The following is a 24,628-nucleotide window of genomic DNA, read 5'->3' on the forward strand; positions in this document are numbered from 1 at the left end:
AGATCCGATGTTGCTCGAAGGGTCACTGTCGATCCTCTGCCCGTCGCAGCTGAACTTCCCCGAAGGGGTCGCTGTCGACGTCGACGGCGCCGTCTGGGCAGGTGGCGCGGCCGGTGAGGTCTACCGGATCACCGGCGACCTGTTCGTCGTGCCGCTGGTGAAGCTGTCGGGACGGCTGCTGGGCATCACGCCGGCGATCGGCGGCGGGGTGCTGGTGTGTGCGATGGACGAGCACCGCGTCGTGCGCGTCGAGGCCGACGGCACCGTCACTCAGGTCGGGCCCGGCGACATCCCGCTGCCCAACTGCACCGCCTACGACCAGCACGGCAACGTCTGGATCACCGACTCCGGCGAGTGGGTCGAGCGCGACGGCCGGGTGCTGCGCGTCGACGGCGACGGGAACTCGACGGTGGCGGCCGACGGGCTCGCCTTCGCGAACGGGCTCGCGTTCAGCGCGGACTGGTCGACGCTGTACGTGGCGCAGTCCGAGGACCGCGACGTCGTCGCGTTCGACGTGGCCGCCGACGGGACGCTGTCGAACAGGCGCGTCGCGATCTCGCGCGAGGCCCTGGGCGCGGCCGTCCCGGGTGACCCGCTCACCGACGGTGTCGCCGTCGACGAGGCCGGCAACGTCTACGTGACGCTGCCGCGGGCCGACCGGGTCGTCGTCGCCACCCCCGACGGGCGGGTCGAGGTCGTCTGCCTGGACGACGGTCCCGCCAAGGACACTGCCGAGATCGACCACGGTCAGGTGCTGCGCTCGCCGACCAACGTCGCGTTCGGCGGCGCGGACCGTCGCGATCTCTACGTGGCGAACCTGCGCACCCGGCACCTGGCCGTCGGCCGGGTGGCGGTGCCCGGCCTCGAGCTGCCCGGGCAACGGCGATGACGGGGACCGATGTGCGGTTCGGCCTCACCTACGCCTTCCGCAACCTCGACCCGGCCGAGGACCACCACCACTACCTGGGCCGCAAGCTCGACGAGATCGTGCACGCCGAGGAACTGGGCTTCGACGAGGTCCGCGTCGCCGAGCACCATCTGGTCGACGACGGCTACGTCCCCTGCCCGGTCGTCGCGGGGGCGGCGATCGCGGCCCGGACCAGCAGGATCGGCATCGGGCAGGGCGTGCTGCTCGCGCCCTTCTACCACCCGGTGCGGCTCGCGGAGGAGGCCGCGTTCGTCGACAACCTGTCGGGCGGGCGCTTCTCGCTGACGCTCGGCCTGGGCTACCGGGACGCGGAGTTCCGCGCCTACGGGTTGAGCCGCAGGGAGCGCGCGGCCCGGACGGCCGAGGTCGTGCAGGTCGTGCTCGCGTGCCTGTCGGGCGAGCCCGTCGACCACCGCGGCCGCTTCTTCGACCTCGACGGCGTGACGATCCGCCCGGCATCCCACCAGCGCCCGCGGCTGCCCGTCTGGGTCGGCGCGCACACCCGCCCGGCGATGGAACGCGCGGCGCGCCTGGGCGTCGACGGACTGATCGGCGTCGAGGCCGACCTGCCGATGTGGCAGGAGGTCAACGCCGAGCTGCGGCCCGGGCACCCGGTCCGGTTCGCCGCGCCGCTGACGGTGAACCTCGTCGCCAGCGACGACCCCGAGCGTGACTGGGCCCGCTACCGCGACCGGCTCGCGCACCCGATCCGCCAGTACGCGCAGTGGGCCGCCGCCGACGGCGACCTCGGGAAGGTCAACGAGCCGCGGTTCGGCGAGCAGCGGACCGACGCCGACCTCGCCCGCGTCACCCGGTTCGCGACGACCGAGGAGATCCTCGACGCCTACCTCGCGCGGCTCGACTCGTTCGTCCACTACGAGACGATCATGGTCGACGGCCTGTCGACCGAGCTCCCCGCCGAGGCGTCGCACCGCGCGCTCGAGCTGTTCGCCACCGAGGTCGCCCCGACCGTCCGCGCCCGCGTCGCCGCGCGGCGCGCCGAGCTGTTGTCGGTCGCCTGAGGGGAGTGACGAGACGATGAGCGTGATCGACCAGGTCGGCACCGAGCCGGCCGCGCCCGCCCCGCCCGGCCGGCCGGCGGCGAAGCGCGGCCATCCGTTCGGCCGCTACGTGCTGCGCCGCCTCGGGTCCGGCGTGCTGGTCATCGTCCTCGTGGCGGTGACGGTGTTCGTGGTGACGCGGGTGGCGTCGGACCCGGCGCGGACGCTCGCCGGCCCGGAGGCCACCCAGGAGCAGTACGAGGCCGTGCGCGCGAGCCTGGGACTCGACCAGCCGCTGCTCACCCAGTTCGTCGACTACGTCCGCGACCTCGCCGCGCTCGACTTCGGCATCTCCTACTGGCAGAACGTGCCCGTCTCGGGCCTGATCGCGACGTTCCTGCCCAACACGGTGCTGCTCGTCGTCGTCGCGATCCTGTTCGCGGTACTGGCGGGCATCCCGCTGGGCATCGCGGCCGCGCTGCGGCCCGGGAGCAACGCCGACCAGGCCACGGCCGCCTTCGCACTGCTCGGGCTCTCGCTGCCCCAGTTCTGGTTGGGCGCCATGCTGATCCTGCTGTTCGCGGTGACGCTCGGCTGGCTCCCGACGTCGGGCCAGGGCGGGATCGAGCACATCATCCTGCCCGCGATCACGCTCGGCCTGCCGAGCATGGGCCGCATCGCCCAGATCACCCGCACGACGATGATCGACGAGCTCGCCAGCCAGCACATCCTCGTGGCGCGGGCCAAGGGGCTCGGGGGCGGCTACGTCGTGTTCCGGCACGCCCTGCGCAACGTCATGGTCCCGGTGACGACGATCATCAGCTTCGAGACCGTCTACGCCCTGGCGGGCTACTCGGTGATCGTCGAGACGGTGTTCGCCTGGCCGGGCGTCGGGGCGCTTGCCATCCAGGCCCTCCAGCGTCAGGACCTCACGCTCGTGCAGGGCATCGTCTTCGTGATCGCGGTGGTCGTCGTGCTCTGGAACCTGCTGACGGACCTGGTGTACCGGGCCATCGACCCGAGGATCGAGCTCCGATGACCGCGACCGAGAGTCCCGTCGCCACGACGGCGGTGCCGCGCAGGCCGGCGACCGGCTGGTGGCGCTCGCTGCGCCAGGACCGGATGGCCTTCGGGGGCGCGGTCATCCTCGGCGTCCTGGCGGTCCTCGCGATCTTCGGGCCGCTGCTCGAGCCCGACGACCCCAATGCCACCGACCTCTTCGCCCGCTACGCCCCACCCGTGTTCGCGGGCGGCACCTGGGAACACGTCCTGGGTGCCGACGGCCTGGGCCGCGACGTGCTGTCGCGGGTCGTCGCCGGGGCGCAGATGACGCTGTTCATCGGCGTGTCCGTCGTGATCATCTCCGGGGTCGTCGGGGTCGCGCTCGGGCTGCTCGCGGGTTACCGCGGCGGCTGGGTCGACACCGTGATCATGCGCGTCGCCGACGCCCAGCTCGCCTTCCCCGGCCTGCTGCTGGTGTTGCTCGTGGTCGCGTTCGTCGGACCCAGCGTCGGCGTGATCATCGGCGTGCTGTCGTTGTACGGCTGGATGATCCACGCCCGGCTGGTCCGCAGCATGGTGCTGCAGCTGCGGCAGACGCCCGCGGTGCAGTCGGCAGAGCTCGTCGGCTGCCCGCTGCCGCGGATCCTGGTGCGCCACCTGCTGCCCAACCTGTACGCGCCCCTTCTCGCGCAGGCGATCCTGGAGCTGGCCCGCGTGGTACTGGCGGAGGCGTCGTTGTCGTACCTGGGCCTCGGACTGCAGCCGCCGCACGCGAGCTGGGGCCTGATGATCGCCGAGAACCAGGGCGCGGTCCGGCAGGCGTGGTGGCCGATCGTGTTCCCCGGCGTCGCGCTGGCGCTGACGGTGCTGGCGGTCAACCTCGTCGCCAACTGGCTGCGGGTGCAGACCGATCCGCAGCAGCGGGAGCGCCGCTTCGCGCGCCGGCTGTTCCGCACGCTCCCGGCCGCCGGTCTGAGCACCACGAGCACCGTGCGGGTGGGAGGCAAGAACCTGCTCGAGGTCGAGGACCTCGACGTCCGCTTCCACACCATGACCGGTGAGGTCGACGCCGTCCGCCACGGGTCCTTCTCGATCGCGCCCGGCGAGACCGTCGCGATCGTCGGCGAGTCGGGCTCGGGCAAGTCGACGACCGGCCTCGCGCTCATGGACCTGATCGGCCCGCCCGGCCGTGTGGAGCACGCGCGCATGACGTGGCGTGGCGAGCCGCTCACGGCGGAACGACTGCGGACGTTGCGGGGCAACGAGATCGGCATGGTCTTCCAGGACCCGATGACGAGCCTCAACCCGCTCGTGCCCATCGGCCGGCAGGTGGCCGAGGTGCTGGTGAAGCACAAGGGCATGCCGATGAAGGACGCGTTGGACCGGGCGGCGGAGCTGTTCGCGATGGTCGGCATCCCCTCGCCGCGCGAACGGCTGCGCCAGCTCCCGCACGAGCTCTCCGGAGGCCTGCGCCAGCGCGTGCTGATCGCGGCCGCGCTCGCGCCCGAGCCCGCCCTGCTCATCGCCGACGAGCCCACGACGGCACTCGACGCCACCATCCAGGCCCAGATCCTCGACCTGGTGACCGACCTGCAGGAGCGGCTCGGCGTCGCGCTGCTGCTGATCACCCACGACCTCGGCGTCGTCGCGCGGATCTCCGACCGCGTGATCGTCATGTACGGCGGCCGGATCGTGGAGGAGGCGGGCACGTTCGACCTGTTCGCCCGGCCGCGCCACCGCTACACCGAGGCCCTGCTGCGGGCCGTCCCGCGGCTCGAGGACCACCGCGGCCGGCTGCCGACGATTCCCGGCTACCCGCCGGGCCGGCGCGACGTCCTGCCCGGCTGCGCGTTCGCGCCGCGCTGCGCGCACGCGACGGAGACGTGCCGCACCGACGTCCCGGAGACGACGACCGACGCCCTCGGCCGCTTCGCGTGCTGGCACCCCTGGGAGGAGCAGTGACCCGGTCCGTGCAGCAGCCGATCACCAAGGACGTGACCTCTCCGCAAGAGCTCGTCGTGGTCGACGACCTCCACGTCCGGTTCCCGGTGTCGCAGGGCGTCGTGCACGCCGTGCGCGGGGTGTCGTTCACGATCGGGCGCGGCGAGACCGTCGCACTCGTCGGGGAGTCCGGCTCGGGCAAGTCGACGACCGGGTTCGCGCTGATCCGCCGCTACACCCCCGCCGAGGGCACGATCTCCTTCGAGGGCCGCGACATCACCGGCGTGAAGGGCCGTGAGCTGCGCAGGCTGCGGTCGGACATGCAGCTGGTGTTCCAGGACCCGTACGCGTCGCTGAACCCACGGATGCGGGTGCGCGACCTGGTCGCCGAGCCGCTGCTCGTGCACGGCCGCGCGAAGCCCGGTCCGGCGCTCGACGCCGAGGTCGGCGACCTGCTGGAGATGTGCGGGCTCCCCCGCGACGCCGCGCAGCGCCATCCCAACGCGTTCTCCGGTGGGGAGCGGCAGCGGATCGCGATCGCGCGGGCGCTGGCGCTGCGTCCCAAGCTGTTGGTCGCGGACGAGGTGGTCAGCGCCCTCGACGTCTCGATCAAGGCACAGATCATCAACCTGCTGGTCGAGCTGCAGCGCACCCATGGCCTCGCGTACCTGTTCATCTCCCACGACCTCGCGGTGGTGCGCAACGTCGCGCACCGCGTGATGATCATGTATGCGGGCCGGATCGTGGAGACCGGACCGACCGGGTCGATCTTCACCGCTCCGCGGCACCCGTACTCGGTCGCGTTGCTCTCGGCCGCGCCCGTCGCCGACCCGGTCGCCGAACGTGCCCGCGAGCGAGTCGTGCTCACCGGGGACGTGCCCAGCGTGCTCGACCCGCCCGCCGGCTGCCCGTTCCACTCCCGCTGCCCGCTGGTCGTCGACAGGTGCCGGGTGGAGGCGCCCCCGCTCGCCGACCGCGGCGACGGCCACCTCACCGCCTGCTGGCGGGCCGACGAGGTCGCGGCCCTGCCGGCCGCCCACACGCTCGACCGAGCCCCGGAAGGACACCCGTGAAGATCCAGAACGTCACGTCGACGCTGGTGCACGTGCCGATGCGCAAACCCGCGCGCTGGGCGACCGGCGGCCTCTCCCACGTCGGCGAGATGTACGTCCACGTCGAGACCGACGACGGCCCGAGCGGGCTGGGCTTCACCTACAACCATCCGGAGACCCGCGAGATCCTCGAGCAGCGCCTGCTGCCCGTCGTGCTCGGCCGCGATCCCTTCGACACCGAAGGCATCTGGCAGGACATGTACGACGCCGTGCACACGCTCGGCCACCAGGGACTGGTGTTCAACGCGTTGGCGGGCATCGACATCGCGCTGTGGGACCTCAAGGCCCGCGCCCTCGGGCTGCCCCTGTACAAGCTGCTCGGCGCGTGCCGCGAGTCCGTGCCCGTCTACGGCAGCGGCGGCTTCCTCAACTACTCGGTCGACGAGCTTGTCGAGGAGGCCACCGGGTTCGTCGAGCGCGGCATCCCGCGGATCAAGATGAAGATCGGTCTCGACGCCGGCCGCGACGACCGCGAGGACGTGCGTCGGGTCGCCGCCGTGCGCAGGGCGGTCGGGGAGGACGTCGAGATCTACGTCGACGCCAACGGGTCCTACCGGGCGAAGCAGGCCGTCGACGTCGCACGGCGGCTGGAGGACCTGCGGATCGGCTGGCTCGAGGAGCCGGTGCACGCGGCCGACCGCGAGGGCCTGGCCGCCGTCGCCGCCCGGACGAGTATCCCGCTGGCCGCCGGCGAGTTCGAGTACCACCTGTTCGCGTTCCGGTCGCTCATGGCCGCGGGGGCGATCGACATCGTGCAGGCCGACGTGGGTCGCGTCGGAGGCGTCACGCCGTGGCTGAAGATCGCCAAGCTCGCCGAGGCGTTCAACCTGCCCGTCGCACCGCACGCGTTCGACGTCGTGCACCTGCACCTGATGTGCGCGGTGCCCAACGCGTCCGTGCTGGAGCACCTGTCGATCTACGACGACCTGCCCTACCGGTGGCGTCCCGAGCCCCGCGACGGGATCCTCACCGTCCCCGCCGACCGACCGGGTCACGGCCTCGAGCTCGATGCCGAGCGCGTCGCCGCGAACCTGATGTGAGGCCGCGATGCGTCTGCTGAACCTCGCCGGGCGACCGGCCCTGGCCGTCGCCGGCGGTGGCGCCGTCGACGTCGCCACCGCCTCCGACGGCCGGTTCGGGCCCGGGTTCGCGTCGGTCTACGAGCGCTGGGACGACTTCCGTGCCTGGGCGTCCACCGTCGAAAGAGGAGCACATCCCGTCGTCGCCGTCGACGACGACCTGCTCGGCCCGCCCGTTCCGCGGCCCTCCCAGGTCTTCGCGATCGGCCTCAACTACCTCGCGCACGTCGCCGAGGGTGGCTCGGCGCTGCCCGAGCAGCCGATGGTGTTCACCAAGTTCCCGGCCTCGGTCACCGGCCCCCACGACGACATCGAGGTGCCGCCCGGCTCGGTCGACTACGAGGTGGAGCTCGTCGTCGTCGTCGGGCGGTGGACGCACAAGATCACCCCCGACCGGGCCTGGGCGCACGTCGCGGGCCTCACCGCCGGGCAGGACCTGTCCGAGCGGGAGCTGCAGATCCACGGCCCGGCGCCGCAGCAGCACAACCTCGCCAAGTCCCACACCGGCTTCTCGCCCATCGGGCCGGCGCTCGTGACACCCGACGAGTTCGCGGACCCCGACGACATCGGCCTGCGCACCGTCCTCAACGGCGTCGAGGTCCAGTCGGGCCGCACGTCGGACATGGTCTTCGGCGTCGCCGAGCTGATCTCGTACCTGTCCGGGTTCCTGCCGCTGCTGCCAGGCGACCTGGTCTTCACCGGGACGCCCGCGGGCATCGGCTGGACGCGCGACCCCAAGCTCCTGCTCGGCCCGGGCGACGAGCTCGTCACCGAGGTCGAGGGCATCGGTGAGATGCGCAACCGGTTCGTCGCGGGCTCGCCCGCGCCCGTATGGAAGGAGGCCGACCGTGCCGTCGTCTGACCGGTTCGCGGGTCGTGTCGCGATCGTCACCGGCGCCGGGCGGGGGATCGGCGCGGCCGTCGCGCTCGGGCTGTCGGCCGAGGGCGCCACCGTCGTCGCCAACGACGTCACCGCCGGCGCGCTCGCCGAGACCGTCGCCAAGGACCCGTCGATCATCGCCTCGCCGGGCGACATCGCCGACCCGGCGACGTCGGACGCGCTCGTCGCCGCCGCGCTCGACGCCGGCGGGCTGCACCTGATCGCCAACGTCGCCGGGGTGTTCACCTCGGCGTCGGCCGACGCCATCACCACCGAGGCGTACCGGCGGGACATGGGCGTCAACGTCGACGGCATCGTCCACCTGGTGCGCGCCGCCGCGCCCACCCTGATCGGGCAGCGCGGGGGAGCGATCCTCAACGTCGCCTCGACGGCCGGCTTCCGGGCCGTGCCCAACGCGTTCTCCTACGTCGTCACCAAGCACGCGGTCATCGGCATCACGCGGTCGCTCTCGACCGACTGGGCCCGCCACTCGATCCGGGTCAACGCGCTGTGCCCCGGACCGACGATGACCGAGATGACGGCGGAGTTCGCCCGCATGCACCCGGACCGGCACGCGCGTCGCATCGCGCGCATCCCGCTGGGCCGGGCCTGCGACCCCACCGAGCAGGCGGCGGTCGCGCTGTTCCTCTTGTCCGACGACGCGGGGTTCGTCACCGGCCAGGCCGTCACCGTCGACGGTGGCGGCGAGGCCATGCACTCGGGATACGACCTGCCGGCGTCATGACCGGCACTTCCTCGATCAACGCCCCAACGGAGAGGTGTTACTGGTGAGACGCAAAGTCGTACTGACCGCGGTCCTGGCGGCCGCGCTGGTGGCCGCGGGGTGCGGCGGGGGCGGGGGCTCCGGCGCGGGGACGACGAGCAGCCCGCAGGGGTCGCTCGCCGGCCCGGACCAGTCGATCGTCGTCGCGGGGGTGGAGCCCGCGCAGGTCGACTTCCACAAGAACGTCGACAATGGTGGCCGGCTGTCCCTCGGCGAGGTCTACGAGACGCTCTACATCGCCGACAAGTCCGGCCAGATCGTGCCGCTGCTCGCGGACGGCCAGCCCACCCGCGTCGACGACACGACCTACGACATCAAGCTCAAGACGGGTGTGACGTTCAGCGACGGCACCCCGTTCAACGCCGACTCGGCCGTCTTCTCGATCAACCGCGTCGTCAGCCCGGCGATCGCCACCCAGCTCGCCGACGTCTCGACGATCGCGGGTGCGGAGAAGATCGACGACACGACCGTCCGCGTCAAGACGAAGACGGCGTCGCCGCTGCTGGCCAACCGGCTCATGACGACGGCCATGTACCGGCCGACGACGACCGACCCGACCAAGCCCGACCAGATCATCGGCACCGGGCCGTACAAGGTCGTCAGCTACACCCCGGGCACCGGTACGAAGATCACCTACAACGAGAAGTACCGCGGCGAGAAGCCGCAGGTCACGAACGTCGAGGTGCGGTTCATCCCGGACGCGGGCACCCGCGTGCAGGCGATCAGCGCCGGCGAGGTCGACGTGGTCCCGGAGATCACGCCGCTGGAGGCGAAGGGTCTGCAGAACGTCGTCGCGACCTCGAAGCCGGCGTGGTCGGCGTTCGTCCGGCTCAACACGCTCACCGGCGGCACCGAGGACGTCAAGCTGCGGCAGGCGATGAACTACGCCGTCGACCGCGACGCCATCGTCAAGCAGGTCTTCGGCGAGCAGTACGCGTCGGCGTCCCAGTGCACGCCGTTGCCGATGGGCACCGGCGGCACCAGCTCGAACGTCAAGATGCCCTACACCTACGACCCGGAGAAGGCGAAGCAGCTCGTCGCCGAGGCGGGCGCGAACGGCCGCACGATCGAGATGATCAGCTCGTCCGGCGCGTTCACCGAGGACCGGGCCGTGGCCGAGATCGTCGCACAGAGCCTCAACAGCATCGGCCTGAAGATCAACCTGCAGTACCTGTCGCCGTTCTCGGTGTACTCCGCGCAGCTCATCAAGTCGCAGAACAACGCGCCGCCGATGACGTTCGCGGGCATGGTCGACAGCCGCTCGCACGTCGACCGGGCGCTGCAGAACTACTACTCGTCGTCGGGCCCGCCCAGCGCGTTCAACGACCCCGAGGTCGACACGCTGATCACCGAGGCCACCTCGGCCGCGGACCAGCAGGCCGCCCAGCCCGTCTACGACCGGCTGCTGCAGCGGGCGTGCGACGAGGCCGCATACATCTACCTCTTCGACTACAAGACGATCTTCGGCCTGTCGCCGCGGATCAAGTGGGAGCCGGGCGTGGACTCGTTCGGCTGGAACCTGCGCTACGACCAGATGCAGGTGTACGAGGACAGGTGACGGCCGGGTTCCGGGCCGGCGGGAGATCTCCCCGCCGGTCCGGACCGCTGTCCCGGAGCGCCCGGACGTCGCCCGAACGTCGCATCCACCAGGGGATCCGCCGCGTACCCTGTGTGAAGTGCCGCCGGTCGAGCCCCCGACCCCGATCGACGACACACCCACGCCCACGGCTGGAAGATCATCACGTCGGCGCTGGTGGTACGCGGGTGCGGCAGTGGTGCTCGTCGTCGTGGCCGCGCTGCTGGCCTGGTGGCTCGTCCCGGCCGGGCCACCGCCGCTGACCAGGGCCGACGTCGACCAGGCCGTGCAGAACGGGCTCACCAAGGCCCAGCAGGACGCCGCCGCCGCGCCCGCCGACGCCTCGATCGCCTACCGGACCATCGGCCCGTCGCTGGTCGTCGTGACCTCCGAGCGGCCGGGCCCGGCGTCCGTCGAGGGCCTGCTGGGCACCGGCGTCGTCGTCTCCGCGAAGGGCCAGGTGCTGACGGCCCTGCACGTCGTCGAGGGGGCCTCGCGCGTGCAGGTCACGTTCGCCGACGGCACGAAGTCCGACGCCGCGGTCGCGTCGGCCCAGCCCGAGAACGACATCGCTGTGCTGGCGGTGGCCCAGCTCCCGCAGGTGATCGTGCCCGCGGTGCTCGCGGGGACGCCCGACGTCGGCGAGACCGTGTTCGCCGTGGGGAACCCGCTCGGTCTCCAGGACAGTCTGTCCGCGGGTGTGGTCTCCGCGCTCGGCCGGACGATCACCGCACCCGGCGGGGTCACGCTGACGAACCTCATCCAGTTCGACGCCGCGGTCAACCCGGGCAACAGCGGGGGGCCGCTGGTGAACCGGGCGGGGCAGGTCGTCGGCATCGTCACCGGGCTCGCCAACCCGTCCGACCAGGACTTCTTCGTCGGGATCGGGTTCGCCGTCCCGATCGCCACCGCCGCCGGGGGCGCCGGCGGACCGCAGCAATAGGGGGAGCCGTGCCGGAGGAGACGAGCGGGCCGCTGGAGCAGACGCTCTACGAGGTCAAGAAGACCATCGTCGGGCAGGACGCGCTGCTCGAACGCATGCTCGTCGCGCTGCTCGCCCGCGGCCACCTGCTCGTCGAGGGCGTCCCGGGCCTCGCCAAGACGATGGCGGTCAAGGCGCTGGCCAACGCCGTCGGCGGGGAGTTCCAGCGGATCCAGTTCACGTCCGACCTGGTGCCGGCCGACGTCGTCGGCACCCGGATCTTCAACCAGCGCGAGGGCGGGTTCGAGGTCTCGTTCGGGCCGGTGTTCACCAACCTGCTGCTCGCCGACGAGATCAACCGCGCTCCGGCCAAGGTGCAGAGCGCGCTGCTGGAGGTCATGCAGGAACGACAGGTCACCATCGGACGGGAGAGCTTCCCCGCTCCCGACCCGTTCCTCGTGATGGCCACCCAGAACCCGATCGAGTCCGAGGGCACCTACCCGCTGCCGGAGGCCCAGCTCGACCGCTTCATGCTCAAGGTCCTCGTCGGTTACCCGAGCGCGACGGAGGAGTTCGTCGTCGTCGAGCGGATGACGACGCCGCCCGTGTCCACCACTTCGGTGCTCGATCTGGACACGCTGCGCGCGCACCAGCGCGCGACCGAGGCCGTCTACGTCGACCCGCAGATCATCGAGTACGCGGTGACGCTCGCCGCGGCCACCCGCGACCTGTCCGCAGCCGGACTCGGTGAGCTCGCGCGCTACGTCTCCTTCGGCGCGAGCCCGCGGGCGTCGATCAACATGGTGCTGGGGGCGAAGGCGCTGGCGTTCCTGCGCGGGCGTGACTACGCGCTGCCCGGCGACGTCCGGGAGCTCGCGCGCGACGTGCTGCGCCACCGCATCGTGCTCTCCTACGAGGCGCTGGCCGACGACGTCTCCGCGGACGACCTGCTCGACCGGGTACTGGCCGCCGTCGAGCAGCCGGAGGTCGAGCCCGTGCGGCGCACGGCCCCGGCGCCGTGACGAGCCCCCGCCCGCTCACCCCCGAGCGCGTGCTGCGCAGGCTGGAGTGGCGGGTGCTGCGCCGGCTCGACGGGCGGCTGCAGGGTGACCATCGGACCGCCTTCCGCGGCACCGGGATCGACGTCGCCGACCTGCGCGAGTACCAGCTCGGCGACGACCTGCGCCACATCGACTGGAACGTCACCGCCCGCACCGACGTGACGCACGTCCGCGAGTACCTGGAGGACCGCGAGGTCACCGCCTGGTTGGTGCTCGACGGCTCGGCCTCGATGGAGTTCGGGCCGATCGAGCGGCGCAAGCACCTCGTGCTCACCGAGGTGGCGACGGTCCTCGCGCAGCTGCTCTCGCGCGGCGGGAACCGAGTCGGCGCCCTGCTCTTCGACAGCACGTTGCGCGCGACGATCCCACCGGGGAGCGGGCGCAACCAGGTGCTGCGCATCCTGTCCCGGCTGCTGCGGCCGCACGACGGCGCACCGGGCGGGACCGACCTGGCGGGCGCGCTGCGGGCCGCGACTGGGATCCTGCGGCGGCGGAGCCTGGTCGTCGTCGTCTCCGACTTCCTCGCCGACGACGGCTGGCAGCGCCCGCTCGGCCTGCTCGCCCGGCGCCACGACGTGGTGGCCGTGCAGGTCGTCGACCCGCGCGAGTTCGAGCTGCCCGCAGCCGGGATGGTCTACGTCGAGGACGCCGAGACCGGTGAGGTCATCCTCGTCGACACCGGAGACGCGGAGTTCCAGGCCCGGCTGCGCGCCGTCGCCGAGCAACGGCAGGCCGCGCTGGCCGCCGACCTGCGCTCGGCCGGCCTGGACCTGCACACCGTCGGCACCGACGAGGACCTCGTCCGCGCGATGTTCCGGATCGCCCAGCTGCGCAGGCGGCGACGCTGATGTCGGGGATGACCTTCGCCTGGCCGTGGGCGCTGCTCGGGCTGCTGCTCGTGCCGCTCGTCGTCGTCGCGTACCTGCGGCAGCAGCAGGCGCGGGCGTCGCGGCGGGCGGCGCTGGCCGAGGTCGGGCTCGTCGCGCCCGCGCCGCGGTCGCCGTGGCGACGCCGGGTCCCCGTCCTGCTGTTCCTGCTCGCCCTCGTCGTGCTGCTGGTCGGGTTCGCCCGTCCCGAGGCGACGGTGCCGCAGCCGCGCCGGGAGGGCACCGTCGTGCTCGCCTTCGACGTGTCGGGGAGCATGGCCGCCACCGACATCGCGCCGACCCGGCTCGAGGCCGCGAAGGCGGCGGCGCGCGGGTTCGTGCAACGGCAGCCCGCGGCGGTGCGCATCGGGATCGTCGCCTTCGGGGCCACGGGCCTGGTCACCCAGCAGCCGACGTCCGACCGCGCGAGCGTCGTCGCCGCGATCGGCCGGCTGAGCCCGCAGGGCGGGACCGCGCTCGGCGGCGGCCTGCAGACGGCGCTCGGCGCGATCGTCGGCAAACCGGTCGTCGTGCCCGGGTCGGACCCGGGCGGCGGCCCCGAGCCGTCCGGCCCGGACCTGGGCTACCACGGGTCCGCGGCCGTCGTGCTGCTCACCGACGGGGAGAACACGGCGCAGCCCGATCCGCTGCAGGTCGCCGACATCGCCTCGACGGCCGGGGTGAAGGTCTACCCGATCGGGCTGGGCAGCCCCGCGGGCACGGTGCTGCAGATCGACGGCTTCCAGATCGCGACGAGGCTCGACGAGCCGCTGCTGCAGCAGGTCGCCGACCGGACCGACGGCAGGTACTTCGCCGCGTCCGACCCGGCCGCGCTCGCCGCGGTGTACGACGCCGTCGAGCTGGAGTGGACGGTGCAGGCCGAGCACATCGAGGTGACCGCGCTGTTCGCGCTCGCCGCCGTGCTCCTCGCGGTCGCCGGCGCGGGGCTGTCGCTGGCCTGGACCGGGCGGGTGGTGTGACGTGGGTCTGCAGTGGCCCTGGTTGCTGACGACGCTCCTGCTCGTCCCGCTCCTGCTCGCGCTGTACCTGTGGCAGCTGCGCAGGCGGCGCCGCCAGGCGGTCCGCTACTCCAGCCTCGCGCTCGTGCGGGCCGCCGCGCCGCGCCGGGCGGGCTGGAAACGGCACGCGGCGCCGGCCCTCGTGCTGGCCGCGCTCGCGTTCCTCGGCCTGGGGGCCGCGCGGCCGACCGTCGGGGTCGACGTGCCGGTGTCGCAGTCGGCCGTCATCGTCGCGCTCGACGTCTCGGGCTCGATGTGCTCGACCGACGTCGTACCGAACCGGCTGGCCGCGGCGCAGGAGGCGGTCCGCCGCTTCGTCGAGGAGCAGGACTCCGGCACCCGCATCGGGCTCGTCGTGTTCTCCGGGTTCGCGGAGCTCGCCGTGGCACCCACGACCGACCGCGACGCGATCACCCGGGCGCTCGACGGCCTCACGACCGGCCGCGGCACGACGATCGGCTCCGCGATCCTCAAGTCCGTCGACGCGATCTCCGAGATCGACCCCGATGTCGCGCCGTCCGATCCCGCCCCCGGCACGGTGCCGCCGCCACCGCGGGCGCCCGGCACCTACGCGCCCGAGATCGTCGTGCTGCTCACCGACGGCGCCAACACCACCGGCGTCACCCCGGAGGACGCGGCGAAGACGGCCGCCGAGCGCGGGGTGCGCGTGTACCCGATCGGCTTCGGCACCGATGAGCCGTCGTCGATGGTGTGTTCGGCCGCGCAGCTGGGGCGCAGCTCGGACGGCGCGTTCGGGGGCTTCGGCGGCTACGCGGGTCCCAGCGGCGGCAGCGGCGGCAGCGGTGGTGGCGGCGGTGGGCGCGGCTACCTCGTCGCCGACGAGGGATCGTTGCAGCAGGTCGCCGACACCACCGGCGGCCGGTACTTCGCCGCCGCCGACGCCGACCGGCTGCAGACCGTGCTCGCCGACCTGCCGCGCACCGTCGACATCCAGCACCGGGACGTCGAGATCAGCGTGTTCCTCGTCGGGCTCGCGGCGCTGGCGCTGCTCGCCGCGGGCTGGGCCGCCGCCCGGTGGACGGCCTTCCCGGACTGACCGCCGCCGGCGGCAGGGCATGCTGGCCGGGTGTCCGACGACGATCTCGTGGTGCGCCGGGGCTGGGTCGTGCCCGGCCGCGAGCTGCACTGGCGCTTCTCCCGCGCCTCCGGACCCGGCGGGCAGGGCGTGAACACGACGGACTCGCGCGTCGAGCTGTCCTACGACCTCGCCGCCGCACCCGGCGTTCCCGAGCATCTGCGCGACCGCGCGCTGCGCCGGCTCGGGCACCGGCTCGTCGACGGGGTGGTGACGGTCGTCGCGTCGGAACGGCGCAGCCAGCTGCGCAACCGCGAGGCCGCCAGGGAACGGCTCGCGGCGCTGCTGCGCGAGGCGTCGGCCCCCGACCCGCCGACGCGGCGCCCCACCAAGCCGTCGGCCGGGGCGAGGCGGCGCAGGCTCGACGCCAAGACGAGGCGCGGTGCGATCAAGAAGCTCCGCGGCAGGCCCGACGAGTAGGTATCGTGGTGCCCGGTGTGCCGGGAAGTCTGGTCGGCGTGTCGTTCGCGACCTCGCAAACCACCCGATCGGAGCCGGAACCGCCGTGATCGTCCGCCGCCTGAAGGCCAGCCTCGGCGAGCCCGTCTCCGAGCTCGCCCGCTACCTGCGCACCGAGACCGTCGGCGGGATCATCCTGCTCGCGGCCACGGCCGTCGCCCTGATCTGGGCGAACTCGCCGTGGCGTGACACGTACACCGCGGTGCGCGACACCCGGATCGGCATCCCGGCCCTGCACCTCGACCTCACCGTCGCGCAGTGGGCGACCGACGGCCTGCTCGCGGTCTTCTTCTTCGTCGTCGGGCTGGAGCTCAAGCGCGAGCTGGTCGTGGGGGAGCTGTCGTCGACGCGGCGGGCCCTGCTCCCGGTCGCCGCCGCGCTCGGCGGGATGGTCGTGCCCGCGGGAGTGGCGCTGCTCGTCGGCCGCGGGGCGCCGGGGATGGAACAGGCGTGGGCCATCCCCGTGGCGACGGACATCGCGTTCGCGCTGGGGGTGCTGGCGCTCGCCGGATCGTCGTGGCCCTCCACGGCGCGCATCTTCCTGCTGGGCCTCGCGGTCGCCGACGACCTGGGCGCGATCCTCGTCATCGCGATCGTGTTCTCGGCCGGCATCGACGCGGTCGCCCTGCTCGTCGCCGCGGCGGCCGCCGCGGCCTACTGGTTCCTGCAGCGCAGGAGGGTGCGCGCCTGGTGGCTCTACGTACCCCTCGCGCTGGTCATGTGGGCGGCGCTGCACGAGGCCGGGGTGCACGCCACGATCGCCGGCGTCGCGCTCGGCCTGCTGACCCGGGTGCGGCCCGACCCCGGCGAGGAGCACGCCCCGGCGATCCGGCTCGAGCACCGGTTGCAGCCGTGGTCGGCGGGCGTCTGCGTCCCCCTGTTCGCGCTGTTCGCCGCGGGGGTCCCGCTGGGCGCGCAGGCGCTGCGCACCGTCGTCACCGATCCGGTGCCGCTCTCGGTGATGGCCGGCCTGCTCGTCGGGAAGGTCGTCGGCATCTTCGGGGTGTCGACGCTGGTCACCCGCCTGGTGCCGGCCGCGGCGCCGCGCGGCCTCGGGCGCCGCGACATGCTCGCCGTCTCGATGCTCGGCGGGGTGGGCTTCACCGTCAGCCTGCTGATCGCCGAGCTCTCGCTCGCCGACCTGCCGGCGACGGCCGAGGCCGCGAAGGCGGCGGTGCTGCTCGCCAGCACGGCCGCCGCGTTGATCGCCGCCGCGATGCTCGCGCGGCGGGGCCGCGTCCACAAGCGAGCCCGTCCTCCCGGCTAGGCGCCACGTCTCCGTCTCGTCACGACCGGATGACGGGCGCGCCTGAACGGGCACCGCCCATGCGCGCGTGGCACGATGGGTTCCCGATCACGACCGGTCACCGGGCCCCCGAGCCCCGATGGCCGTCGCCGACGATCGGTCACGAGCACGGCACGACGAGCACAACATCGATCGCGCACGACATCGATCGAGCACGACACTGACCCAGCAGGACAGAAGAAGGGGACCCGCGGTGGCCAGCCCGACCAACACCGGCGGCACGGACGTTCCGCCTGTGCTGCCCTCGATCCCGCTGTCCGCCGACCCGGTCCGGCCGGAGGACCAGTCGGTCGGCGGCCTCGTCAAGGACGTCACGACGCACCTGTCGTCGCTGGTCCGCTCCGAGGTGGAGCTGGCCAAGGCGGAGGTGACCTCCGAGGTCAAGAAGGGGGTGCAGGGCAGCATCTTCTTCATCGTCGCGCTGACGATCGTGCTGTTCAGCCTGTTCTTCTTCTTCTTCGCCCTCGCCGAGCTGCTCGCCATCTGGCTCAACCGGGCGGCCGCCTTCGCCATCGTCTTCGGCCTGATGATCCTCGTCGCGGGCCTCTTCGCCCTGCTGGGCTACCTGCGCGTGCGCAGGATCCGCAAGCCGGAGCGGACGATCTCGAGCCTCAAGGACACTGCGCAGGTCCTCGGCAGCCGCGGGCGACCGGGCGAGAACACCCCCGAGCTGACCTGACGGGTGGCCAGACGGCGGGGACCGGACCCGTCGGTCGTCCGGGTCCCGGGGCCGTGGACCCACCGTGACGTCTCGGCCAACGGCATCAGGCTGCACGTCGCCGAGAGCGGCACCGGCCCGCTCGTCGTGTTGCTGCACGGCTTCCCGGAGACCTGGTGGACGTGGCGCCACCAGCTGCCGGACCTCGCCGCGGCCGGGTACCGCGTCGTCGCCGTCGACCTGCGCGGATACGGCGACTCCGACAAGCCGCCGCGCGGCTACGACCTCTGGACGCTCGCAGGCGACGTCGCCGGACTGATCCGGGCGCTCGGCGAGGAGCGCGCCACCGTCGTCGGCCACGGGTGGGGCGGGCTGATCGGCTGGACGCTCACGGCCCTGCACCCGCGGCAGGTGCGCGGGCTCGTCGCCGTCGGCGCACCGCACCCGCTCGCGCTGCGCCGTGCCGTCTGGCGCGATCCGGCGGGCCAGGGCCGGGCGACGGCCTCCTACGCGCTGGGGTTCCAGCTGCCGCGGTTGCCCGAACGATCCCTGCGTGCCGACGACGGCGCGCGGGTCGAACGGCTGATGCGCGCGTGGGCCGGCGCCGGGTGGGCGGCCACCGACGACTTCGCGCAGGCCGTGGCGCACAACAGGTCCGCGATCCGGATCACGACGGTCGCGCACTGCTCGATGGAGTACTACCGCTGGGCGTGGCGCTCCCAGCTGCGGGCCGACGGCCGCCGTTTCGCCGCCGCGGTGGCCCGGCCCGCCGACGTCCCCGTGCTGCAGGTCCACGGGGCCGACGACCCCTGCCTGCTCGCCTCGACCGCGCGCGGATCCGCGCGCTGGGCCGGTCCGGCACTGCGCACCCACGTGCTCGACGGCGTCGGCCACTTCCCGCACGAGGAACAGCCGAATGCCGTCACGGCCGCGCTGCTGCACTTCCTCCGCTGATGTACCTCCGGCCGGCGGCCCCTGCGAAGGCTGCTGCCATGCCGGTCGTGACGTCGACGAACCGGCAGCCCGGGAAAGCGGCATGGAATCGGCGTGCATCCACGGTGAAGAAGCCACGGGTGAAGGCTGCGTGGCTCCAGTACCGTAAGGCGAGCGGCAGCGGTGCCGTGGCGACCGCGGCAGGCAGCGGGATGGCACGGGATGCGAGTGCGACCCGCGAGGCAGCCCTTCCCACGCTCGGTGGCAGCGGCCGAACCGTTCGACCGCAGAGCCGGGCCACCAGGCCCACGAGGTCTGCGACCTCGTGGGGCGGCCCGTCGGCCACCAGGTAGGGCCCGTCGTCGGCCTGCTCACGGTTGTGCTCCGCGAGGACGTGGAGCGTGAGGTCTGCGACGTCGCCGGTGTGGAGCAGGCTCAGGTCGGCGGTGAACGGGAGCACGCCGAGCACGGGCGTGGACGCGACGCGTCGATAGAAGGCCAGGAACGAGTCGGCCCGGAACCCGGGGCCGTAGAGGAACGGCAGCCGGAGGACGGTGTGGGATACGCCGCTGGCGGCGAGCAGTCGTTCGCACGCCAACTTGGCCGCGCCGTACCCGGTTGTGGGCTGCGGCATGGTGTCGTCGGTGAGCGGTCGTGGTGGGCCCGTGGTGCCCTGGTCGACGGCGGAGATTGTGCTCGCGAAGACGAAGCGCCGGAGTCTCCCGGTCCGCATCACGTCCACCGCGCGGCGCAGCGGAACCAGGTTCTCCCGTTCGGCGATCTCGCGGGATGCTCCGTGGTCGCGCAATGCCGCGAGCCACAGAACGTAGTCGGCTTCGACGAGGATGTCGTGCCATTCGTCGTCGCGCAGATCGGCCACGACGTCGGCGTGGGTCGCGGTTCCGAGGTGAAGACCGCCGGGTGCCTGCTCCGGTCGGCGCTGCACCGAAACGACGCGCCCGGGAAAGACGTCCCGGAGTCGCCGGACGACGGTCCGCCCGAGAAACCCGCCGCCGCCGGTGACGAGAACGGTGCGACCGGTGAATTCGTCGAGATCGGGTGGCGCCGTCATGCGTCGGGTGTCTTCGCCGGTGCGGTGGCATACGGCTCGGAGAAGGCGCGCCGTATCCGGACGTACTCCTTGGCCCGCTCGCGTACAGCGTCGCGCCGAGTCGTCACCGTGATGTGGTCGACGACCATGTCCGGCTCGGTGAAATGGAACTCCGCGGCGACGTCGTCGCCGTACACGAAGAAGTCGCGGCGCGGCGCCGAGACGCTCTCGTCGAGGCCGTCGAGCAGGACGATCCGAATCTCGGAGAACTCCGACTGTCGGTCGAGGATCGGGCGAACCCGCTCGAGATGCGCGACGTCACGCAGCATGTATATGCGCTCGATCGTGAGGCCCTTGTCGTGCGCCTCTCGGTTCAGTTCCTCGTACTGCCTGCCGTACTTGCGCGCCCAGTACTCACCGCCCGCGAGGTGGCTCGTCGCCGACAGTTTGTCGCCGGTCCGCGCCGATGCGAGCAGCCCTTCCATGAACTCCATGAACTCCGACGGCGAGCAGTTGACGCCGCCGCTGTTGAGGTCGGTCACCCGCTCTGCGAATGCAGTGGCCGTCCCGTCGAGCAGCGCTCGTGCGTGAGGGTTTCCCGATTTGATGATCTCGCGTGCGCTGTCGAGTGCGCGGTCGATCTCCGCGGTCCGCAACAGGCCGCGCAGCGGGTCCGCGGCCTTCTCCGAGTTGTACAGCAACCGGTGGCTGACGATGACGAGTTCGAGGACGAGGGCGCTGAGAATCGCAGCGAGCTCACCAGTGATCTTCGTCGCCCACAGGACGACGCCCACCCCGAGAGAGATCACCACGGAAATGGCCGGGAACGGAATCTGCCGATACCACCGTGTCCGCGTGCGTGTCATCGACTCACATCCTCGGATCGGAACCGACTCGGCGCACATCTCCTGTCGCAATGGTGACGGCGTCGACGAGCGCCGGCACGTCTCTCAGGGAGATGCCGTGGTCCCCGGGTACGGTCGTCGCGGGCAACGACGCCCGTCGATAGCGGCGGAGCAGCGTTCGTTCCCGGTCACCGGCAATGAGCGTCAGGCGGTCGGAGAGGCCTGCCGGCGTCGGCGGTGCATCTGCGAGCGCGACGAGTCGAGCGGTGAGCCGGCGGGCGACGAGTCCGGGGTCGTCGTAGAGCCGTTCTCGCTCCCGCTTGAGCGCCGCGGCGTCGGTGACCTGGCGCTCGGAGAGCGTGAAGAACAGCGGCCCGACAAGTCGCGCAACGGTGTCGGGCCTACGCGCGGCAAGGCGGAGAAGTCGGCGCTCGATGGTGGGAAGTGGTCGGTAGGACACGAGCGTGAGCGAAGAAATCGATGCGGATGCCGCCTCGTCCAGAGCCAGCGCGACGTGTGCGCCGAAGGAGATTCCCACTACTGCCACCGGTTCTGCGGAGGAGAATCGCGCGACCTCCAACTCGCGTAGCCAGTGGTCGATGTGGGTCGACCATCGAGAACACGGTCGAGACGTGAAGTCGACGTGACTCGCGGTGTGGACAGCTCGAATCGAACCGAGTCCGGCGACCAGATGGCGGTGGAAGCGGGGGTGTCCGCCGATTCCTGGAATGATCAGCATCGGGGGGCGTTCTGGGGGCTTGTCGGCCATGCGCATTCGACCCCGTGTTCGCCTCGGGTTAACCTGGCAACGATACGTTTTACCGCGTCGTCGGGCATTTGATGTCACTGCTGATCCCGCTTTCACCCGGTTGGCCCAGGTGTCTCGGAATCAGTCCGGAACGGAGTGTCGCCTGTGCGAATCGTCGTCATCGGCGCCGGAGTGGTCGGGCTGGCCACGGCGGCCGCGCTGCGCGACCGCGGCGCCGACGTCGTGTGCATCGAGGCCGATGCGCCGATGTCCCAACGGTCACGTGGCGCTTCGCGCATCTTCCGGCTCGCGCACGGCGATCCGGAGCTCGTGGCCCTCGCAGCCGCAGCGATGGAGGTCTACGGCGAGTGGGCGGAACGCGCCGGCGCTCCCATGATCGGCTCCGAGCAGACCGTCGTCGCGGGACCCGACGTCGGTGAGTGGTCCGCCGCGATGGCAGCGGCAGGCGTCCCGTTCGACGTCACCGACCGTGCGCCCGGCCTTCCGGTCAGATCGTTGCCGGGGCCGCTGCTCGTCGACCCCTCCGGCGGAGTGATCGACGCGCAGGCCGTCGGGCGCCACCTCGTCGACCGGGTCGGCGGCGCGCTCGTCATCGGCACGGTGACGGAGATCGGCGAGACGCCCGGCGGGGTGCGCGTCCGCACCGCACTGAACAGCTACGATGCCGATTCGGTGGTGATCGTCGCCGGTGCGGGGACCGTGTCGCTCGCCGCGAGCGCAGGCATCGACCTCGGCGCTCCGCTGCGTCACCACGTCCGGTTCACCTTCACCCGCGACGAGCCCGCGACGGGCCAGGTCGCGCCGTGCCTGATCGACCGCACCGAGTCGTGGCGTCCGGACTTCACCAGCTACCAGCACCGCACGGCGCCCGGCCGCTGGGCGGTCGGGGCGCACCTCGCGCATGAGGCGGTGGCCTGGGAAAAGGGCCGGGACGCCGTCGTCGACCTGTCGCGTCGGCTCACGTCCCAGTACGTGCGCCAGTGCCTGACGGGCGTAGGCACCGTCGCGGTGGAAGAGCTGTACTGCGACGTCGCGGCAGGCTGGGGCGACGGCTACCGCATCGCGCGCCGGGGGGCAGTGCTCGCCATGGCCGGGGACAATCTCTTCAAGCTCGCTCCCGTGCTCGGCGGTGCCCTCGCCGAGGCCGCACTGAGCGGCGGGACACCGCCCGGCGTCGGTGAGCCCGCATCCCCGTGATCACCTGGTGAACGCACGGTCCCGGATCGCCATGGCGGCGCGGGGAAAGTCGGTGATCACGACGCCGACCCGGGCATCCCCGAGCAGTTGGGCGAGTCTGCGAGGGTCGTTGACCGTCCAGAGCATCACGAGGATGCCCGCGGCCGCGCAGCGGCGGAGCAGCGTGCCCGTGACCAGTCGGTGATTGATCGCGATCGCGTCACAGCCCGCGCCGACGATCCGACGCACGGAGCAGTCCTCCCGTGCGTCCGGCCTCGATCGGCGCCCGAGGCCCCCGCGAATCCGTTGGCCGAGCGAGAGGACGGTCGCGACCTTCGGCTCGATCGCGCGTACTTCCGCCAGCGTGGTCTCCGTCACGGAGCTGATCATCAACTGCTCGGGACCGCAGACGCCGAGCGCCTCGCCCACGACGTCCGCGGCATCGGGCACCTTGAGATCGAGTTGCGCGATGGCATGTGGCGTCACGAGGCGCAGGACGTCGCGCAGCAGCGGCACCTCGAAACCGGCGACCGCGACCAACTCCGGGTAGCTGACCTCGGAGATCCTCGGGCCGCCGCCGGTCACCCGTTCGTCGTGATGGGTGACCAGCCTGCCGTCGGCACAGCGTCGCACGTCGAGCTCCACGTACTCGACGCCGAACCGGATCGCCGCGGCGAACGCGTCCGAGGTCTGCGCGCGCCCCGACTCGACACCGCCGCGATGTGCCGAGATCGCCGGCCGGCACGGGTCGTGTCGAGGGTTGCTGATCATGGCTCGAACGCTAGGAGCGCGGTGTGACCGGGCCACCGCATCGAGATGACGCGAGGGTGAGGAGTCGGCACACGTCGGACGGCTCTAGGCTTGCCGACCGTGCGAGTCCTGGTGATCGGCTCTGGAGCCCGTGAGCACGCCATCGTCCTGAACCTGGCGTCCGACCCCGCGGTCACGGCACTGGCGTGCGCGCCCGGCAACGCGGGCACCGCCGCCGTCGCCGAGCAGCACGGCGTCGACGCGGTCGACCCCGAGGCCGTCGTGGCACTCGCCCGCGACTGGTCGGCCGATCTCGTCGTCATCGGGCCGGAGGTTCCGCTGGTCGCGGGCGTCGCCGACGCCGTGCGCGCCGCGGGGTTCGACTGCTTCGGCCCGAGTGCCGCCGCCGCGCGGATCGAGGGCTCCAAGAGCTTCGCCAAGGACGTGATGACCGCCGCGGGGGTGGCCACCGCGAGCTGCGAGATCGTCGACAGCCCGGCGTTGCTCGACGCGACGCTCGACCGCTTCACCCCGCCCTACGTCGTCAAGGACGACGGGCTGGCCGCCGGCAAGGGTGTCGTCGTCACCTCCGAGCGCGAGGTCGCCCGCGCGCACGCCTCGACGCTGCTCGACGGCGGGCACCCCGTCCTGCTCGAGTCCTTCCTCGACGGGCCCGAGGCGTCGCTCTTCTGCCTGGTCGACGGCTCGACCGTCGTGCCGCTGGTCCCGGCGCAGGACTTCAAGCGCGTCGGCGACGACGATTCCGGCCCCAACACCGGCGGCATGGGCGCCTACGCCCCGTTGCCGTGGGTCGACGAGGCGACGGTCGCCGACGTCGTGGCGCGGGTGGTACAGCCGGTCGCCGACGAGATGGTGCGCCGCGGGGTCCCGTTCTCCGGGCTGCTCTACGCCGGGCTCGCCATGACCTCGAACGGGCCGTCGGTGATCGAGTTCAACTGCCGGTTCGGCGACCCGGAGACCCAGGTCGTGCTCGCCCTGCTGCGCACCCCGCTCGCCGGGCTGCTGCGCGCGGTCGCGACGGGGTCGCTGGCCGACGTCCCGCCGCTGGAGTGGGCCGAGGGCTCGGCCGTCACCGTCGTGGTGGCCGCGGACGGCTACCCCGGCCCGCCGCGGGTGGGCGACGTCATCACCGGCGCCGAGGCCGAGGGTGTGCTGCACGCCGGCACCCGCCGCCGCGACGACGGCGCCGTCGTCTCCGCCGGTGGGCGGGTGCTCTCGATCGTCGGGACCGGTCCCGACCTCGACGCCGCCCGTGCCGACGCCTACCGCCGGCTCGCGGGGGTCAACCTCCCGGGCTCGCACCACCGCACCGACATCGCGGCCAAGGCGGCCCGCGGCGAGGTCGCGATCCCGGCCCGCGCCTGACCGTCCTCCGCGCGCAACCTGACGGTCG

Annotated in this window: 24 protein-coding genes; 20 read left to right on the forward strand and 4 right to left on the reverse strand. The window is 72.5% G+C overall.

Annotated features, from left to right (window positions below; translation table 11 throughout):
- Positions 1 to 7: 7 nt before the first annotated feature.
- The 18 genes from PSD17_RS34220 to PSD17_RS34305 all read left to right on the forward strand — a co-directional run bounded on the left by PSD17_RS34220 (position 8) and on the right by PSD17_RS34305 (position 18,644).
- Positions 8 to 889, forward strand: coding sequence for an SMP-30/gluconolactonase/LRE family protein (locus PSD17_RS34220; protein WP_339126257.1), 882 nt, complete (start codon positions 8 to 10; stop codon positions 887 to 889).
- A complete protein-coding gene (locus tag PSD17_RS34225; protein WP_103380462.1) occupies positions 886 to 1,950 on the forward strand; it encodes an LLM class flavin-dependent oxidoreductase in 1,065 nt (354 codons plus the stop codon). Before PSD17_RS34220 ends, PSD17_RS34225 begins: the two co-directional genes overlap by 4 nt.
- 16 nt (positions 1,951 to 1,966) lie before the next feature.
- Entirely contained in the window at positions 1,967 to 2,968 is a 1,002-nt protein-coding gene (locus PSD17_RS34230) for an ABC transporter permease (RefSeq protein WP_339126258.1), read from the forward strand.
- A complete protein-coding gene (locus tag PSD17_RS34235; RefSeq protein WP_339126259.1) occupies positions 2,965 to 4,893 on the forward strand; it encodes a dipeptide/oligopeptide/nickel ABC transporter permease/ATP-binding protein in 1,929 nt (642 codons plus the stop codon). Before PSD17_RS34230 ends, PSD17_RS34235 begins: the two co-directional genes overlap by 4 nt.
- A complete protein-coding gene (locus PSD17_RS34240; protein WP_339126260.1) occupies positions 4,890 to 5,945 on the forward strand; it encodes an ABC transporter ATP-binding protein in 1,056 nt (351 codons plus the stop codon). The genes PSD17_RS34235 and PSD17_RS34240 overlap by 4 nt, the downstream gene beginning before the upstream one ends.
- Positions 5,942 to 7,024 (forward strand): mandelate racemase/muconate lactonizing enzyme family protein, encoded by a 1,083-nt coding sequence (locus PSD17_RS34245; protein ID WP_339126261.1) that lies wholly within the window; start codon positions 5,942 to 5,944, stop codon positions 7,022 to 7,024. Before PSD17_RS34240 ends, PSD17_RS34245 begins: the two co-directional genes overlap by 4 nt.
- A 7-nt stretch (positions 7,025 to 7,031) precedes the next feature.
- Positions 7,032 to 7,925, forward strand: a complete 894-nt coding sequence (locus PSD17_RS34250; RefSeq protein WP_339126262.1) for a fumarylacetoacetate hydrolase family protein — start codon at positions 7,032 to 7,034, stop codon at positions 7,923 to 7,925.
- Positions 7,912 to 8,688, forward strand: coding sequence for an SDR family NAD(P)-dependent oxidoreductase (locus PSD17_RS34255; RefSeq protein WP_339126263.1), 777 nt, complete (start codon positions 7,912 to 7,914; stop codon positions 8,686 to 8,688). The genes PSD17_RS34250 and PSD17_RS34255 overlap by 14 nt, the downstream gene beginning before the upstream one ends.
- 43 nt (positions 8,689 to 8,731) lie before the next feature.
- On the forward strand, positions 8,732 to 10,285 hold the full coding sequence (locus tag PSD17_RS34260; RefSeq protein ID WP_339126264.1) for an ABC transporter substrate-binding protein: 1,554 nt from the start codon (positions 8,732 to 8,734) through the stop codon (positions 10,283 to 10,285).
- Positions 10,286 to 10,499: 214 nt separating this feature from the next.
- Positions 10,500 to 11,246: a S1C family serine protease gene (locus PSD17_RS34265; protein WP_339126265.1), complete on the forward strand. Its 747-nt coding sequence runs from the start codon at positions 10,500 to 10,502 to the stop codon at positions 11,244 to 11,246.
- Positions 11,247 to 11,254: 8 nt separating this feature from the next.
- Positions 11,255 to 12,247: an AAA family ATPase gene (locus PSD17_RS34270; protein ID WP_103380455.1), complete on the forward strand. Its 993-nt coding sequence runs from the start codon at positions 11,255 to 11,257 to the stop codon at positions 12,245 to 12,247.
- Complete coding sequence (locus tag PSD17_RS34275; protein WP_339126266.1) at positions 12,244 to 13,134, forward strand: DUF58 domain-containing protein; 891 nt, start codon at positions 12,244 to 12,246, stop codon at positions 13,132 to 13,134. Before PSD17_RS34270 ends, PSD17_RS34275 begins: the two co-directional genes overlap by 4 nt.
- A gap of 8 nt (positions 13,135 to 13,142) precedes the next feature.
- Positions 13,143 to 14,132 (forward strand): vWA domain-containing protein, encoded by a 990-nt coding sequence (locus PSD17_RS34280; protein ID WP_339126267.1) that lies wholly within the window; start codon positions 13,143 to 13,145, stop codon positions 14,130 to 14,132.
- Between the two features lies 1 nt (position 14,133).
- Complete coding sequence (locus tag PSD17_RS34285; protein ID WP_339126268.1) at positions 14,134 to 15,228, forward strand: vWA domain-containing protein; 1,095 nt, start codon at positions 14,134 to 14,136, stop codon at positions 15,226 to 15,228.
- A 30-nt stretch (positions 15,229 to 15,258) separates the two neighbouring features.
- Positions 15,259 to 15,687 carry an alternative ribosome rescue aminoacyl-tRNA hydrolase ArfB gene (arfB, locus tag PSD17_RS34290; protein WP_103380451.1) on the forward strand — a complete coding sequence of 143 codons (429 nt, stop codon included), beginning with the start codon at positions 15,259 to 15,261 and terminating at the stop codon, positions 15,685 to 15,687.
- Positions 15,688 to 15,772: 85 nt separating this feature from the next.
- Complete coding sequence (gene nhaA, locus PSD17_RS34295; protein ID WP_339126269.1) at positions 15,773 to 16,993, forward strand: Na+/H+ antiporter NhaA; 1,221 nt, start codon at positions 15,773 to 15,775, stop codon at positions 16,991 to 16,993.
- A 232-nt stretch (positions 16,994 to 17,225) separates the two neighbouring features.
- On the forward strand, positions 17,226 to 17,711 hold the full coding sequence (locus PSD17_RS34300; RefSeq protein ID WP_013672628.1) for a phage holin family protein: 486 nt from the start codon (positions 17,226 to 17,228) through the stop codon (positions 17,709 to 17,711).
- Between the two features lie 3 nt (positions 17,712 to 17,714).
- The gene (locus tag PSD17_RS34305) at positions 17,715 to 18,644 is read left to right on the forward strand and encodes an alpha/beta fold hydrolase (RefSeq protein ID WP_339126270.1); all 930 of its coding nucleotides are present in this window, start codon (positions 17,715 to 17,717) and stop codon (positions 18,642 to 18,644) included.
- On the opposite strand, the gene PSD17_RS34310 is transcribed toward PSD17_RS34305, so the two are convergent.
- The 3 genes from PSD17_RS34310 to PSD17_RS34320 all read right to left on the reverse strand — a co-directional run bounded on the left by PSD17_RS34310 (position 18,613) and on the right by PSD17_RS34320 (position 21,288).
- A complete protein-coding gene (locus tag PSD17_RS34310) occupies positions 18,613 to 19,695 on the reverse strand; it encodes an NAD-dependent epimerase/dehydratase family protein (RefSeq protein WP_339126271.1) in 1,083 nt (360 codons plus the stop codon). The two genes, PSD17_RS34305 and PSD17_RS34310, sit on opposite strands and share 32 nt — an antisense overlap.
- On the reverse strand, positions 19,692 to 20,483 hold the full coding sequence (locus tag PSD17_RS34315; RefSeq protein ID WP_339126272.1) for a hypothetical protein: 792 nt from the start codon (positions 20,481 to 20,483) through the stop codon (positions 19,692 to 19,694). The genes PSD17_RS34310 and PSD17_RS34315 overlap by 4 nt, the downstream gene beginning before the upstream one ends.
- Before the next feature lie 61 nt (positions 20,484 to 20,544).
- Positions 20,545 to 21,288, reverse strand: coding sequence for an alpha/beta hydrolase (locus PSD17_RS34320; protein ID WP_339126273.1), 744 nt, complete (start codon positions 21,286 to 21,288; stop codon positions 20,545 to 20,547).
- Between the two features lie 135 nt (positions 21,289 to 21,423).
- Between PSD17_RS34320 and PSD17_RS34325 the strand changes: the two genes are divergently transcribed.
- Positions 21,424 to 22,485: an NAD(P)/FAD-dependent oxidoreductase gene (locus PSD17_RS34325; protein ID WP_339126274.1), complete on the forward strand. Its 1,062-nt coding sequence runs from the start codon at positions 21,424 to 21,426 to the stop codon at positions 22,483 to 22,485.
- Here the strand turns inward: PSD17_RS34325 and PSD17_RS34330 are convergent, their stop codons facing one another.
- Positions 22,486 to 23,235 carry a glycerophosphodiester phosphodiesterase gene (locus PSD17_RS34330; protein ID WP_339126301.1) on the reverse strand — a complete coding sequence of 250 codons (750 nt, stop codon included), beginning with the start codon at positions 23,233 to 23,235 and terminating at the stop codon, positions 22,486 to 22,488.
- 99 nt (positions 23,236 to 23,334) lie between these two features.
- Between PSD17_RS34330 and purD the strand changes: the two genes are divergently transcribed.
- Positions 23,335 to 24,600 (forward strand): phosphoribosylamine--glycine ligase, encoded by a 1,266-nt coding sequence (gene purD / locus PSD17_RS34335; protein WP_339126275.1) that lies wholly within the window; start codon positions 23,335 to 23,337, stop codon positions 24,598 to 24,600.
- Positions 24,601 to 24,628: the final 28 nt, after the last annotated feature.

The sequence above is a fragment of the Pseudonocardia sp. D17 genome (genome assembly GCF_036984265.1).
Lineage (GTDB): Bacteria > Actinomycetota > Actinomycetes > Mycobacteriales > Pseudonocardiaceae > Pseudonocardia > Pseudonocardia benzenivorans.

What these genes read in the sequence shown, in the direction of transcription:
- PSD17_RS34320 (WP_339126273.1), bottom strand. Translation starts at nt 21,288, where the DNA reads ATGGCCGACAAGCCCCCAGAACGCCCCCCGATGCTGATCATTCCAGGA.
- PSD17_RS34310 (WP_339126271.1), bottom strand. Translation starts at nt 19,695, where the DNA reads ATGACGGCGCCACCCGATCTCGACGAATTCACCGGTCGCACCGTTCTC.
- PSD17_RS34230 (WP_339126258.1), top strand. Translation starts at nt 1,967, where the DNA reads ATGAGCGTGATCGACCAGGTCGGCACCGAGCCGGCCGCGCCCGCCCCG.
- PSD17_RS34280 (WP_339126267.1), top strand. Translation starts at nt 13,143, where the DNA reads ATGACCTTCGCCTGGCCGTGGGCGCTGCTCGGGCTGCTGCTCGTGCCG.
- PSD17_RS34220 (WP_339126257.1), top strand. Translation starts at nt 8, where the DNA reads ATGTTGCTCGAAGGGTCACTGTCGATCCTCTGCCCGTCGCAGCTGAAC.
- PSD17_RS34225 (WP_103380462.1), top strand. Translation starts at nt 886, where the DNA reads ATGACGGGGACCGATGTGCGGTTCGGCCTCACCTACGCCTTCCGCAAC.
- PSD17_RS34250 (WP_339126262.1), top strand. Translation starts at nt 7,032, where the DNA reads ATGCGTCTGCTGAACCTCGCCGGGCGACCGGCCCTGGCCGTCGCCGGC.
- PSD17_RS34330 (WP_339126301.1), bottom strand. Translation starts at nt 23,235, where the DNA reads ATGATCAGCAACCCTCGACACGACCCGTGCCGGCCGGCGATCTCGGCA.
- PSD17_RS34235 (WP_339126259.1), top strand. Translation starts at nt 2,965, where the DNA reads ATGACCGCGACCGAGAGTCCCGTCGCCACGACGGCGGTGCCGCGCAGG.